The following is a 14,270-nucleotide window of genomic DNA, read 5'->3' on the forward strand; positions in this document are numbered from 1 at the left end:
GGAGTTTTAAATTAATTGTTCCTAACTCCTCATTCTTAACTCCTCACTCTTGACTCTTAACTCCTAACTTTTACCACTCCCCATCCCCTAATATTTATGATTCGCCGTCGTTCTACTCCTTGGATTCATAAATGGTCACGTCCATTGATTGCCGCGATCGCTGGATCTGGTGCTTTAATAACAGGTTATCTCGCCATAGAAAAGTTAACAGGAGGCAGTGCAGCTTGTGTAGCACAGGCTGGTGTCAAGGGCTGTAATGATGTACTTTCTAGCCCTTGGGCTACAGTTTTTGGTCAGCCATTAGCTTTGTTTGGGTTTTTGGCATACATCAGTATGGTGATATTTGCTTTGGCTCCCTTGGCGTTCAACTCAGGGGAAAAGAATAGCCGCAAACAATTGGAAAATTGGACGTGGTTGCTGCTGCTAGCGGGTGCGATCGCCATGTCTGTCTTTAGTGGCTACTTAATGTACGTGCTAGCATCTCAAATCAAAGCTATTTGTCCTTACTGTATCGGTTCAGCTTTGTTCTCTGTGAGTCTTTTGGTACTAACAATTATCGGTCGCACCTGGGAGGATATAGGACAAATTTTCTTTACAGCGATTATTGTAGGGATGGTGACGCTGATTGGCACTTTAGGTGTTTATGCTGGCGTGAATAAATCAGATGTTATATCTGAAACTCCAGGACAACCCACAAAAATTATCTTTAATTCCAAAGGAGACCCTAACCCCGCCTTTGGCTGGGAAGTTACCACCACTTCTGGTGAGGCAGAAATAGCCTTAGCACGGCATCTGGCGAAGGTAGGCGCGAAGGAATACACTGCTTACTGGTGTCCTCACTGCCATGAACAAAAGCTACTTTTTGGTAAAGAAGCCGAGGAAGTAATCAACAAGGATGTTAAGGTAGAATGCGCTCCCGATGGACTTAAAGCTCAAACAGAACTGTGTAAAGCCGCAAAAATTGAGGGCTTCCCCACTTGGATCGTCAATGGCAAAAGCTATAGCGGAGTTCAAAACTTAGAGGAACTAGCGAAAGTTTCTAGTTACACAGGCCCCCGGAACTTCAAGTATTTCAAGTAATTGTCTTTAAAAAGCCTCTTTTTGACAACTTGGTTTTCAAATCCCATAGTCAACTGGATGAATACAGTAAAGTCTGTTTCCAGTTGGCTTTTTTGTTTTTAGCAATAGATAATAGGTGTTGTCCAATACCCAATTATCAATTTACCTGCGGCTTTTATCAACAAACACCTCAAGCTGAAGGAAAGAAATTGAGTATATTTACTTGAATTAAATGTGTACTTTAATTTATTTTTACAGCAGATGGAAGCCACTTTGGAATGTAATCATGTCAATAGAGAACGCAAAAGTGTGCCTGTTGGAAGTAATCCAGTAGAAATAGCAAGATTGCGTTGAAGAACCTTACTGAGTTGAAAAACTCTTAGAAACTCTATTTAGCTCCCGGTTGAGCTATTTTAGTCCGAGAGTTAATAGCTATAGGAAATAGAGAATATTTTTCCTTACTAGGTAATGGGAATGAATCAGCAGCTAGGCAAGCATTTTGTGAAGTTAATCTTTAAACTGAAACAATCGCTTAGTCGAGGACACAGAGAATTGATTACTGCGGCCAGCGTTGCAGTCTGCGTCCTGCTTTTGCACTCCATCGGATTACTACAATCTTTGGAGTTGGCAGGTTTGGATCAATTTTTTCGCTTACGTCCAAATGAACCGCCAGAAGACCGGATTACCATCGTAGTGATTGACGAACCCTATTTAAAGGAAGTACGTTCGTGGCCGATTTCAGATACGAAGATTACCCAGTTGTTACAAAAATTGAACGCCCACAAACCCCGTGCTATTGGTTTAGATATCTACCGAAATTTCCCAGTAGAGCCTGGTAATCAAGAACTTCATAATACTTATAAGTTAATGCCCAACTTGATTGGTATTGAGCTACTGGCAAATGACAAAAACGTTAATGTCTCACCTCCCTTAGGGCTAAATCAGGATCAAGTGGGCTTTAACAATGTGGTCTATGATCTCGATGGGAAAGTACGTCGCAGTTTGTTGTATTGGCACGTTAATAATCAGGTACACGAAAGTTTTGCTCTGAAGTTGGCTTTATTGTATTTAAAGTCAGAAAATATTACTCCCACCAAAGCAAAAAACAACCCTGAGTATTTGCAATTGGGTAAGGCAGTATTTACTCGTTTTCAGACTAATGATGGTGCTTATGTGGGAGCTGATGCTGGAGGCTACCAACTTTTAACTAATTTTCCCAAACCCACATGTCAAAGTTCATCTGGAGAATTTTGTAATTTTCGCCAGGTATCGATAAGAGATGTACTGACAGATAATGTCCAAGAAGAGTTTATCAAAGATCGGATTATACTTATTGGCTCCACTGCACCCAGCCTCCAGGATTTTGTATTTATTCCCTACTCCAGCAGTCTAATGGGTATGGCAAAGCCTGTACCTGGTATTCAACTGCAAGCTTATTTTATTAGTGAGTTAATCTCAGCTGCTCTGCAAGGACGACCATTACTCAAGGTCTGGCCTGACTTATGGGAAAACTTGTGGATTTTTATCTGGTCTTATCTGGGAACTGTGATGACATGGCGGATACGCCACGCAACTCAGAGCCTTTTTAGCATCCTAGTTTCTTGCTTGGTATTGACCCTGAGTACGTACCTTGCTTTCTTATATGGTGGTTGGTGGATACCGCTAATTCCCTCATTGTTTAGCTTTGGCAGTTCAGCTATTTGGATTACCACTCATATTGCCCATATCCAGGAAGAGTGGAAACGTTCCAAAGAATTTTTGCATCACGTAATCAACACGATTCCCGATCCAATTTTTGTGAAAAATGAACAACACCAGTGGATTGTTTTAAATGAGGCGTATTGTCGATTTATCGGTTATCCGAATAAGTTGTTAATCGAAAAGTCAGACTATGACTTTTTCCCTAAACATGAAGCCGATGTGTTTCGACAACAGGATGATCTTGTGTTCAGGACTCAAAAACGCCAGGAACATGAAGAAGAATTTACCAATGCACATGGTCAGACTCATCAAATTGCCACTAAGCGATCGCTCCATAAAGACTCTGCTGGCAATTTATTTTTAGTTGGAGTCATCCGAGATATTACTCAGCGCAAGCTCATGGAAGAACAGCTAAAGCGTACTGCTGCTGAACTATTGTCCTCTAACAAGGAACTAAAACTCAAAGAAGACCACTTGCGTCACTTAGCGTATCACGACGCGCTCACAGGTCTATCCAATCGCAAATTTTTTGCTGAACAACTTTGCGAATCATTACATTGGGCGCAACATAACAACTTGTTGCTGGGGCTGCTGTTTATTGATTTAGATGGCTTTAAGCAAATCAATGATACTCTGGGACACGAGGCGGGCGATCGCTTGCTAATAACTATCGCGCGACGACTTAGCAGCTCTTTACGCACTAGTGATACAGTTTGTCGTTTGGGTGGTGATGAATTTACTGTGATTTTACGGGCAATTCCTAATGTTGAAATAGCTGCTAAAATCGCCGCAAACATTTTAACCAGTATTAGCAAGCCAGTTGTCTTGGAGGGCTATGCAATCCGAGTCTCTGCCAGTATTGGCATTAGTGTCTACCCATACAATAGTCAAGACAGTGAAACTTTAATGAAACAAGCAGATGCAGCAATGTATCGGGCCAAGCACCTGGGTAAAAATCGCTACGAATTTGCTTAATTAGTCAAAAGTCCTTTAGAGATTTAAACCATTGAGAATGCCATCTTAACTTCCGCCACGCTGTATTAGCTTTTTTACCTGAAGACTAAACCTAAGAACATATAGGAATCATATTTGATTTTTGAAATTATCTATGTAGGTGGGGAGTGGGAAGTGGGAAGTGGGGAATAGGGAGTATGGAATCACGCTTTTCGAGTTGAGGGCGAGTTTTTTTACCAAATCAAATCATAGTCCTATAGATCAATACAGTTCAGTTAAGAAATATTATCCGTTGAGGCAGGCTGTTCTTGAGCAGGGGACGCTGGCGTTGCGGGGGGAGAGAAAAAGCTTATCTGAACCGTATTGTCCTATAGATGAGAAAGGTATTAGTCATCGAGGCTTCTTTTTGTTTTAGCTAAAATTAAATTTTAAATATACACTTACCTAAGTATTACTTAAGGTTTTTATGAAATATTCGCCAATCAATATAGTGTTTATACCTAGCGATAGTAAGATATTATTGATATATACTCGTTATAGACAAAAGGCTTATAGTAATTAATCAACAGATATAACTTTGGACTGATGTAAAAATAACAGATTAAAAATATCACTGTAAGTAGATGAACTATTCTATAACAAAAGATAAAGCTTAGTTTATAAAGGTTTATCATAATTACTTGTACATCAGCAACAATATTGAATTAATTTAATAAAGTAAGTTATTTTTTCACAAAAGGTAGTAAATATACGGTAATAAATAAAAACCTTTTTTAAATGAAAAAATTGTAAATTTACTGAAAGCCATGAAGACTAACTTCCGAATCAAACAACTTCTAATATTGTGTATAAGTGCTTACATTTTAATACCAAAAATTGCAGGCTCTACAGGTATGGTTAGTACTGCAAGCGCTAATGCTTTTGGGGCGACTAGCAGTAACACCTTGATTGCCCGCAAAGTCAATTCTGAAAATTTAAAAGACACGTATATCCCACCAAATTATGGTGGACCCGACAGTCAGCATGGTAGCGGCACCCGCTAATAGCAATTTTGGATTTTAGATTGACCCCATGCGTAAAGCCATTGTAATAAAATTATAGGCTAAGAGCTACTGTTGACTCAAATGGACTGAAATTTCGTCTTTCACAGCTAGTGATAAGGACTTAAGAGCATCACCCGTCCAAGCGCTGCGGCTAGAGGAGAAGGGATTAAAAGCTTTTACTAAAAGCTTGTTCGGGAAACTTTAATCAAGATAATAGTGGAGATTTCCACCAATGATGTGTTTGTACAAGTGCATGAACTTGCCAGTTCGGGTCTGGCTGAGGATAATCTAAGCGGTAGTGTCCACCTCGGCTTTCGGTTCTAAAAGCAGCACTTTTGAGAATTAAATTAGCGACATCTAATAAATTGCGGGTTTCTGCCCAAAGTCTCAATTGCCGTTCAACATCTGGGATATCAAAACTAGCTGGTTCTGCGGGACGTAAAGCAAGCAAGAATTGACTTAAAGGCAGGATAGCAAAATCTTGCTGCCAAGATTCAATAGTAGTGATCGCACTTTCTAACTTTGATTGTTCCCGACAAATACCAGCACTTTCCCACACTAGACGTGGTAACTTCTCCCTGAGTGCTTCTAGCTGTGTTTGCTGGATGTGCCACTCACTAGCATCAGCACTAAATTTATGTAATGGTAGTACTGGTGTTTCTGATGGCAGCCCAATATTTTCTAACTCAATTTGGCTCATCTGGGCCCCAAACACAATACATTCCAGCAGGGAATTACTGGCAAGGCGATTTGCCCCATGCACTCCGGTACTAGCGGTTTCACCCACCGCGTACAAACCAGGAATATTCGTGCGATTCATTAGATCAGCGACAATCCCACCCATCCAGTAGTGGGCAGCAGGGGCCACAGGAATTGGTTCATGGAAGACATCAACTCCCCAATGCTGACAAACTTTGATGATGTTGGGAAAGCGGTGACGAATCTTGTCGGCAGGTATGGGGCGCATATCCAACCAGACATGGGCAGTCGCTAAATCGACGGCGGTACGTTGTAAATGGCTGAAAATTGCTCTACTGACCACATCTCTGGGTGCGAGTTCACCCGCAGGGTGGTAATCAAAGGCAAAACGCCGCCCTTCGTTATCGACAAGGTGTGCGCCTTCGCCGCGGACAGCTTCGCTAATGAGAAAGCGATCCGCCCCAGGTTTAGTTAGGGCTGTGGGGTGAAATTGCACAAATTCCAAATCGCACAGGATAGCCCCAGCCCGATATGCGATCGCTACTCCATCACCCGTACTCACCGCCGGGTTAGTAGTTTGGGCAAATACCTGACCGCCACCACCAGTTGCTAATACCACAGCACCAGCCTTTACCCATGTGATGTTACCTTGATAAAATAGGCTGATTCCCTGACAGCGACCAGTTTCAGGCTCAATCCACAAACTCAAAGCCAAAGCTTGCTGTATGACTTGAATATTCTGGCGACGTAATACTTGCGCCGCGAGGGTGGTGGTAACTTCCCTCCCTGTGGTGTCTGCGGCGTGGAGAACGCGGTTGCGAGAATGGGCTGCTTCTAAAGTTAAGGCCAAGGCTTGACCATGACGGTCAAAAGCAACTCCCAAGTTAACTAGAGATTGAATGCAGTTAGGGGCAAGTTGGGCGAGAAATTCTACAGCAGTGCGATCGCACAAACCTGCACCTGCCCGGATCGTATCTTCAATGTGTAGTGTGGGAGAATCTTCCGGGGCAACTGCTGCGGCAATACCGCCTTGCGCCCAATCACTGGCGGATAAAGCAACAGTTTCTTTGGTAATCAAGCCGACTCGCAAGGAATCTGGTAGACACAGCGCTGTGTATAGTCCAGCAGCACCAGCGCCGACTACTAAGACATCAAATTGGCTAGGAATATCTATCTGAGACAAGGTAATGGGGGAGTTAGAAGTGAGAAGTTAGAAGTGAGGAGTTATAAGTGAGGAGTTATAAGTGAGGAGTTAAAAAGTCATAACTCCTAACTCATAACTCCTAACTCATAACTCATATCATCTCCCACTCTCTAGAATCATGAGTGGGCTGCTATTTGCTAGATTAACTGCAACGTGCAGTTATCTGTAGATGCCGTTGTTAAAGCGATCGTCTCCCTCGTTAAAGGCAGGTTCTAGTTCTGTTACGGTGAACTTATCTAAGTTGTCTTGGAGGGTTTGTTTCTGGCGATCGCTCAGTCCTGCAAGATCCAATACATCCTCTACATTTTTGTAGGGAGCATTTATGATGATTTTCTTAGCCAAGGTGGGATAAAGCCCTGGATACTGTTGAAAAGCTCGGACGTTGGTATTATTTAAATCAATTTTTTTCCCAAATTCCGTTCCTAGCTTCGCATCTGCCCGATTCTGGCGCTCAATTGCCAGAATTGGGACTTGAGGCAATGCAAAACTGTTGAAACTAGCAGCTTGGGCTATCTGAGTTGTTCCCAACCATCCCCAGCAACTAAGTAACAAACTAAACACTGTTAATAAACGCACCAATCCTTTCACGATTTTCTACCTCTTTCCATCAAACAGAAATAAAAGTTTTAAGCTAATAGCAGTCATTAGTCATTAGTCACTTGTACTGACTTGTACTGAGCGCAGCCGAAGTATTAGTCAGAGCGCCAAGGACAAAAGACAAAGGACAAACACAGAAGTCTGAGCGTCGGATTTCGGCGAACAGAACTTCAAAGACAAAACCTGATAGCTTAATAAACACAGCAGTCATCAGAAACTAATATACAGCGTATTAATATCCACAATATTTACCGTTACAGGGTTTGACTGTACTTTTGCCAAAAATTTTTATCGTGGTAACAGTGCCTGCATAGCTGCAATACGGTTCTATCCACGATCCTGAGCATTCTCAACTAGACGAAATCTTTTGGGGGTGGCTGATTCTAGCTCTTAACCAGATATGAAATGGTTCGATACCTAATAGCGAAAACCCTAGCAGGATGAGTTGATAGTGATGGACTCTTATGTAATATTTCTTAACCTATTAATCATTTACAGCATTATTTTTGATATACCGTAGACTGGGGTGGAAAAACTTTCGGTTTTCATAATTACACAATTTTTTAATATTCACGCTGCGATCGCAGCTAACAAAAATAGGCTATCTACCAAAATCGTGCTTAAAACTGCGCCACTAAAGGCATACCAGTGTCTTTCTTTTCGGACTAAAGGCAAAATTCCGACTGTCAACAGGACTAAGGCCAGAACTATAGCCCAACTTTGTCCCCAAGGTGTTTGTACTTGCACTAGGGCATTTTGTAATATTTGCGGTGCTACATCTGCATCTACTCTCATAATTTGCCGCCAATAGGGCATCAAATCTGCTATATAAAAATATACATCGGTTAAAACTGTACCGAGTAAAGAACCTAAATAAAACCAGTTACCCACTTTGCCCCAATTCTTCGCCAAACACCAGCAAGCAAACGGTAACCCTATAGACTCCACTGGCAGATGCCATGCAGGTTCCCAACGTAACCAGCCCCAGTAAATCGCTCCTGCTAACCAACTCCAGCTAAATCCTAAGAGCAAATCTCCCCATACATAAGTTGCAGTCCGTGACATTAAGGTAAAACTTAGCCATACCCAAAATGCTGTCAGCGCTAAACTTAGACTTGGTAGCGATCGCACTATTGGCGCTTCTACAAACACTGGTACTGTTACCAAAAATACCGCCGCCCCAAACACTAACCAAGTTTGTCTGGCAGAAATAGATAAGGGAAGAGACGCAGAACAGGAGAGTGTAGATTCCAATTGCCTGATACCCTTGTGCTTAGTAACAGTTAAATCTAACTCTGTATCAATAGAAGGGGTAGAAGCAGTGTACGAGGACAGTGTATTATTAATCAAAGTTTTTAATATTTGTTACTAAACTTTATTTTCTTTAATATATCACATTTTAAAATCCCCCCTGGGGGCATTGCCTGGGGTATTGTAATTATACTGAAATTTCGGGGAGCGCTGGCGTAAACCAAACAAAACATTCTATACCAGACTGATTGACTCAAGTTGCCTGATGTACACAACTCCTATGTAGTTCGTATTTATAAATAACTACAGAGAGATGGAAGATCAATATAACGGGTAAAAAGTCAATGCCATCAGTCCGCTAAATATTAAAGTTTGATGAATTGCCAAAATTTCGTTGACTTATTGAGGTGGGTGTAAGAACATGGTCAGCGTCTTGGATGGTGTTATTGATTTAATAAAGGGGAATTTTCTCCAGTATTGGGGTGCAGCAAAGAGTATATAAAATAACACCATTATCGGCTAAGTAATGATGTCTCAAACAGGAAAAAGGTATTAATTGATGGAGTTTGTTCAAGCTTTTATTTTAGGTATTGTTCAGGGGATTACAGAGTTTTTGCCAATCAGCAGCACTGCACATCTTCTGATTGTGACAAAAATATTTGGCTGGAAAGAACTAGGTTCTAAAGATTTTGTCGATGCAATTCAATTTGGCAGCGTTATCGCAATTGTGGGCTATTTTTGGTCGCTGATTTATAGTATTGTCAAAGGTGGAATCGAAGCAATAAAAGACAAAGACTGGCAACGTGAAGAGTGGAAAATTCTTGTCGGTATTGTAGTAGGAACAATACCTGCCTTATTTTTCGGTTTTCTTTTTAAAGACGTTATACCAGAAAGTGCATTAATTATTGCCATCATGTCAATCATTATGGCACTTATACTAGCTTTGGCAGAAAAAATTGGCACTCGCAAGCGAGATTTTGATTCATTGCAGATTCGGGATGGTATTTTAGTTGGATTGGGACAAACACTTGCTTTGATTCCGGGTGTTTCTCGTTCTGGCTCGACGTTGACAACTGGTTTATTTTTAGGATTACAACGTGATACGGCGGCGAAATTCTCATTTTTGTTAGGGTTTCCAACTCTTACCATTGCAACGCTGTATAAGAGTTTGAAAATCTTCAAATTATTTCAAGCCCACGAGTTGCCAGATAATATTGTTGGACTGTTGATTGTAGGGATTATTTCAACCTTGATTTTTTCTTACCTATCAATTGCATTCTTGATCAAATACTTAGCAACCAAAAATACTTTAGTTTTCGTTTGGTATAGATTAGCATTCGGGAGTGCTATTTTAGCTGCGATCGCAGCAGGATGGAAAGGATAATTACATAATAGTCATTGGTCATTAGTCATTAGTGAAGAAGCAAATGACTAATGCCCCATGTCCAATGCCCAATGCCCAATGCCCAATGCCCAATGCCCAATGCCCAATACTCAATGACTACGATTAATCCTGCCCGAATTACCAAGGTTCTTCCAGACTCAATAGCCGCAGAGATTGGCTTTGAAGCTGGGGATGCGATCGTTGCTATCAATGGTACACGTCCCCGTGATTTAATTGATTATCAGTTTTTGTGTGCTGATGAAATTTTGGAATTAGAAGTTTTAGACGCGACTGGTAAAACTCATAGCCTAGAAATCGAAAAAGATTACGATCAAGACTTGGGGCTAGAATTTGAAACTGCCCTATTTGATGGCTTAATTCAGTGCAACAATCGCTGTCCATTTTGCTTTATCGACCAACAGCCACCAGGTAAGCGCACCAGCTTGTATTTAAAAGATGACGATTACCGTCTGAGCTTTTTGTACGGTTCTTATCTTACCCTAACCAATTTATCAGAAAGAGAATGGCAACGGATTGAGCAAATGCGCTTGTCTCCGTTGTATGTTTCTGTTCATGCAACGGAGGCCCAACTGAGAATTAGACTGCTAAAAAATCCGCGTGCGGGACAAATCTTGCAACAACTCAAGTGGTTTCAAGAAAGGCGACTACAAATTCATGCTCAAGTAGTTATTTGTCCTGGTATAAATGATGGCAAACACCTGGAACAAACTCTCAAAGATTTAGCATCCTTTCATACTGGTGAAGTGCCTACGGTGGCATCGGTGGCAGTTGTTCCAATTGGATTGACACGGTTTCGCCCTCCAGAAGACGAACTCATACCCGTTACTAGGGAAAAAGCAAAAGAAGTGATTTCCCAAGTGCAAATCCTCTCGCGGCAATTTCGCCAAAAATTCGATTCTAGCCTTGTTTGGTTAGCCGATGAGTGGTTTTTAATTGCAGGTGAGGAATTACCCAGCGAATCGGAATATGAAGAATATCCCCAAATTGATAACGGAGTTGGTTCAATTCAATTATTTATCAAGCAATTTGCCACCGTTGCAGCAGAATTACTACCGCCAAAAGTATATCCTCAAAGAAAGTTCACTTGGATAGTAGGCAACGCCGTAGAAAAAGCATTTCAACCCATTTTTAAACGCTTAAATTCTGTTGAGGGTTTAGAAGTCAATATGCGTGCTTTATCTAGTGATTATTGGGGACAAACTATCAGCGTAACCGGATTACTAACTGGTCATGATTTGCTTTTAAATCTTAAAGGGCAAGATTTAGGTGATGGTATTTTGCTACCGAATGTCATGTTAAAAAATGGGGAACTAGTATTTTTAGATGATATGAGTATTGAAGAGTTAGCTGGAAAACTAAATACAAAAATTTTTCCGGTAGCAGGAGTTGAAGATTTGATTAAAACATGTATTTTGAATGTTGCTCAAGTTTAGTTGTCAAAAATCAGTTGTTTTTCGGAGGTAATTTATGGTTATGCTAGATGATAAATAAGAAGTAATGCCTAATAACTAATTCGCTGAGGAGTCAGTAGTGAAGAATCAGGAAAAATATCATCATAAAAAGGCAAATTCACAAATAAAAAAAGCCGGATTCTTCATTTTAACTTTTAACTTTTTAATTTTAAATAGTTTTAGTATTTTGCCAGTAACGGCGGCGACTGAAGAACCTGTATTGAGCGTAGTGTATGGGCAAGAAAATGCAAATCAATGGAGAGGGATAACTGACCGCTTACAGACAATAGGGGTGAAATATTGTGTAATTCCCCTAGCTGATGTCAAGAGTGGGGCAGATTGGGGCGATCGCGGGGTATTATTTTTGCCAAATGTCGAGACATTAACGCCAACCCAAGCGATCGCTTTGGAAGAATGGATGAGTAAGGGAGGGCGTTTGATAGCCAGTGGTCCTGTAGGTAATCTGTCAGCGCCGGGAGTACGTCAGTTATTGCGATCGCTTTTAGGAGGTTATTGGGGATTCAGCCTCAGTGAGACAGAACAAATTAAACCCACAAAAACCAATATTCCAGAATGGGCAAATCAAACTGAACTCTTTGGCAAAGCGCGCGGCGGCGTCATGATTCCTAATGATATGGGCAGTGAATCCCCTGCTGTTTGGAATTCTAAAGATAATCCAGCCGCAGTATTAACAACTGAGCGTTCCACCCTTTTGGGCTGGCGCTGGGGAACAGACACAGCAACAGCCGCCGCCTTAGATAATGCCTGGTTAAAAGCTGCTCTCAATCACTATTTGACAGCGCCACCACCATCGAATCGCATGAAAAAAGTACCAGGAGGTTCCCCAAACTGCAGGGCAACAGTGGCGGCTGCGCCCAGGGGGCAGGAGAGCAGTTCATCTCCCTCATCCCCCTCATCTCCCTCATCCCCCTCATCCCCTCCTCCTAAAATTGCCACTGCTCCCATACCTAAACCGCTTCCTACAATCAAACCTCCAAGTTCTCAAGAGGCTATTGACCAATTAGAACAAGCGGTGCGTCTGGATGTTGCACCCAACTCTAATGAGCCGATTGACAACAACCAAGCGATCGCTCTCCAGCAAGAGCTAGAAAATCTCATAGGTCGGGTGGAAAGCGCTAATTTAGCAGTGTCATCCGATGCGGCTAATGTTGGTGAAGTAATATCTTCAGATAAGCAGTCCTCTACACATCTGGATACCTACACTCCCCAATCTGTCAAGGAGCAGCCGATGCAATTGGCCTCAACTAAACTGGGGGCGCTAGGTATGAGTAAAGAGCAAGCCTTGGCACAGGTAAGGGTAATTGCCAAAAACTTACCCATATTGATTGCCCAAAAAAACTATGCTCTGGCTCGTCAGCAGTGGCTGACCGCTAAAACGACTTTGTGGCAGCAGTTTCCTGTTAATCAAAGACTAGCTCAACCAGAAATTCGGGCAGTTTGGTTAGATCGGGGGACGATTGTTCGGGCTGGTAGCAAGGCGGGACTAGCTCAGATTTTTGATCGCCTATCTCAAGCAGGGATTAATACTGTCTTTTTTGAAACTGTTAATGCTGGCTACACCATTTATCCGAGCCAAGTTGCAAAAGAGCAAAACCCACTAATTCGTGGGTGGGACCCACTAGCAAATGCGGTGAAATTAGCCCATGAGCGAGACATGGAATTACACGCTTGGGTTTGGACTTTTGCTGCTGGTAACCAACGTCACAATGAAATTCTCAACCTTAATCGTAATTATCCAGGCCCAGTGCTGGCGGCTCATCCCGATTGGGCAAACTACGATAACCTGGGCAACATGATTCCCGTTGGTCAAACTAAGCCATTCTTCGACCCAGCTAACCCCCAAGTGCGGGAGTATTTACTCAAGCTGTATGAGGAAATTGTTACTCGCTATAACGTTGATGGTCTACAGCTAGACTACATTCGCTACCCTTTCCAAGACCCATCAGCAGGTCGAACTTACGGCTATGGCAAAGCTGCAAGAGCGCAATTTCAGCAACTTACTGGTGTAGATCCAGTGAATATTTCCCCTAATCAAGCAGACTTATGGCAAAAGTGGACGACATTTCGCACCGAACAAGTTAATAGCTTTGTCGCCCAATTATCACACCAGTTGCGACAAAAGCGACCGAATTTGATTTTGTCAGTTGCAGTATTTCCTTTGCCAGAACTAGAGCGGATTCAGAAAATTCAACAAGACTGGGAAAATTGGGCAAGGCGTGGGGATGTAGATTTAATTGTTCCCATGACTTATGCTCTGGATACTTCTCGCTTTCAACGACTGGCCCAACCTTGGATCGCATCTAAACAATTGGGATCTACCTTGTTGATACCGGGAATTCGCTTACTTTCTTTGCCAACAATTGGCGCATTCGATCAACTCCAGTTGGTAAGGGACTTGCCAGTTAGTGGTTATGCACTCTTTGCCGCTGAGAATTTTAACAACGATCTACAAAAACTCTTTATTAACACCCAAGGTAGGGTTCAATCGACAACACCCACTAAAACTGAACCGATTCCTCACCGTCAGCCTTTTCAAACTGCTGCCATTCGTTACACCGCGCTGCAACGGGAATGGAAATTTGTTTTCCAAAATGACCTACCACAAAAACCGGCTCAGACAATATCAGATTTTAACAACCAGGCAGAAGTTCTACGCAGTGCTTTAAATCAGCTTGCCGCTTCCCCCAATCCTAGCAAGTTACTAGTGGCGAGAGCCTCTCTAACTCGGTTCCAGTCTCAATTTAGAGTATTGATGAGCCAAGAGCTTAAGTCAAATTCCTATCAAGTCAAAGTTTGGGAAAATCGGCTTGTAACTATAGAAAGGCTATTACGTTACGGCGAACGGCGGTTGCAGTTGCGTCCTTATCCTTAGTGAAGAGGCAGGG

The 14,270-nt window shown here is 42.1% G+C and carries 9 protein-coding genes; 6 read left to right on the plus strand and 3 right to left on the minus strand.

The features are described 5' to 3' along the window. The first annotated feature begins 96 nt into the window (after nt 1-96). The 3 genes from V7K32_RS11455 (at nt 97) to V7K32_RS11465 (ending at nt 4,757) form a co-directional block, all read left to right on the plus strand. Entirely contained in the window at nt 97-1,080 is a 984-nt protein-coding gene (locus V7K32_RS11455; protein ID WP_334993206.1) for a vitamin K epoxide reductase family protein, read from the plus strand. A gap of 453 nt (nt 1,081-1,533) precedes the next feature. Next, nucleotides 1,534-3,735, plus strand: coding sequence for a CHASE2 domain-containing protein (locus tag V7K32_RS11460; RefSeq protein ID WP_334993208.1), 2,202 nt, complete (start codon nt 1,534-1,536; stop codon nt 3,733-3,735). 872 nt (nt 3,736-4,607) lie between these two features. Continuing rightward, complete coding sequence (locus V7K32_RS11465; RefSeq protein ID WP_334993210.1) at nt 4,608-4,757, plus strand: hypothetical protein; 150 nt, start codon at nt 4,608-4,610, stop codon at nt 4,755-4,757. A gap of 205 nt (nt 4,758-4,962) precedes the next feature. Here V7K32_RS11465 and nadB read toward each other — a convergent pair whose 3' ends face one another. The 3 genes from nadB to V7K32_RS11480 form a co-directional block, all read right to left on the minus strand. Then, on the minus strand, nt 4,963-6,639 hold the full coding sequence (gene nadB, locus V7K32_RS11470) for an L-aspartate oxidase (protein ID WP_334993212.1): 1,677 nt from the start codon (nt 6,637-6,639) through the stop codon (nt 4,963-4,965). 180 nt (nt 6,640-6,819) lie between these two features. Further along, nucleotides 6,820-7,248 carry a photosystem II complex extrinsic protein PsbU gene (gene psbU, locus V7K32_RS11475; RefSeq protein WP_334993214.1) on the minus strand — a complete coding sequence of 143 codons (429 nt, stop codon included), beginning with the start codon at nt 7,246-7,248 and terminating at the stop codon, nt 6,820-6,822. A gap of 579 nt (nt 7,249-7,827) precedes the next feature. Further along, entirely contained in the window at nt 7,828-8,607 is a 780-nt protein-coding gene (locus V7K32_RS11480) for a DUF3120 domain-containing protein (RefSeq protein ID WP_334993216.1), read from the minus strand. Nucleotides 8,608-9,067: 460 nt separating this feature from the next. On the opposite strand from V7K32_RS11480, the gene V7K32_RS11485 reads away from it, so the two are divergent. From V7K32_RS11485 to V7K32_RS11495, 3 genes are all read left to right on the plus strand, one after another. Further along, nucleotides 9,068-9,892 (plus strand): undecaprenyl-diphosphate phosphatase, encoded by an 825-nt coding sequence (locus V7K32_RS11485; RefSeq protein ID WP_334993218.1) that lies wholly within the window; start codon nt 9,068-9,070, stop codon nt 9,890-9,892. Between the two features lie 113 nt (nt 9,893-10,005). Continuing rightward, nucleotides 10,006-11,346, plus strand: a complete 1,341-nt coding sequence (locus tag V7K32_RS11490) for a TIGR03279 family radical SAM protein (RefSeq protein WP_334993377.1) — start codon at nt 10,006-10,008, stop codon at nt 11,344-11,346. A 97-nt stretch (nt 11,347-11,443) separates the two neighbouring features. Then, nucleotides 11,444-14,257 (plus strand): glycoside hydrolase family 10 protein, encoded by a 2,814-nt coding sequence (locus tag V7K32_RS11495; protein ID WP_334993220.1) that lies wholly within the window; start codon nt 11,444-11,446, stop codon nt 14,255-14,257. Nucleotides 14,258-14,270 lie beyond the last annotated feature (13 nt).

The sequence above is a fragment of the Nostoc sp. genome, from assembly GCF_036917635.1.
Classification (GTDB): Bacteria; Cyanobacteriota; Cyanobacteriia; order Cyanobacteriales; family Nostocaceae; genus Nostoc.

Excerpts from the sequence above, each read along its gene's own strand:
- V7K32_RS11460 (WP_334993208.1), top strand. The coding sequence starts at position 1,534 with ATGAATCAGCAGCTAGGCAAGCATTTTGTGAAGTTAATCTTTAAACTG.
- V7K32_RS11485 (WP_334993218.1), top strand. The coding sequence starts at position 9,068 with ATGGAGTTTGTTCAAGCTTTTATTTTAGGTATTGTTCAGGGGATTACA.
- V7K32_RS11490 (WP_334993377.1), top strand. The coding sequence starts at position 10,006 with ATGACTACGATTAATCCTGCCCGAATTACCAAGGTTCTTCCAGACTCA.
- V7K32_RS11455 (WP_334993206.1), top strand. The coding sequence starts at position 97 with ATGATTCGCCGTCGTTCTACTCCTTGGATTCATAAATGGTCACGTCCA.
- V7K32_RS11465 (WP_334993210.1), top strand. The coding sequence starts at position 4,608 with ATGGTTAGTACTGCAAGCGCTAATGCTTTTGGGGCGACTAGCAGTAAC.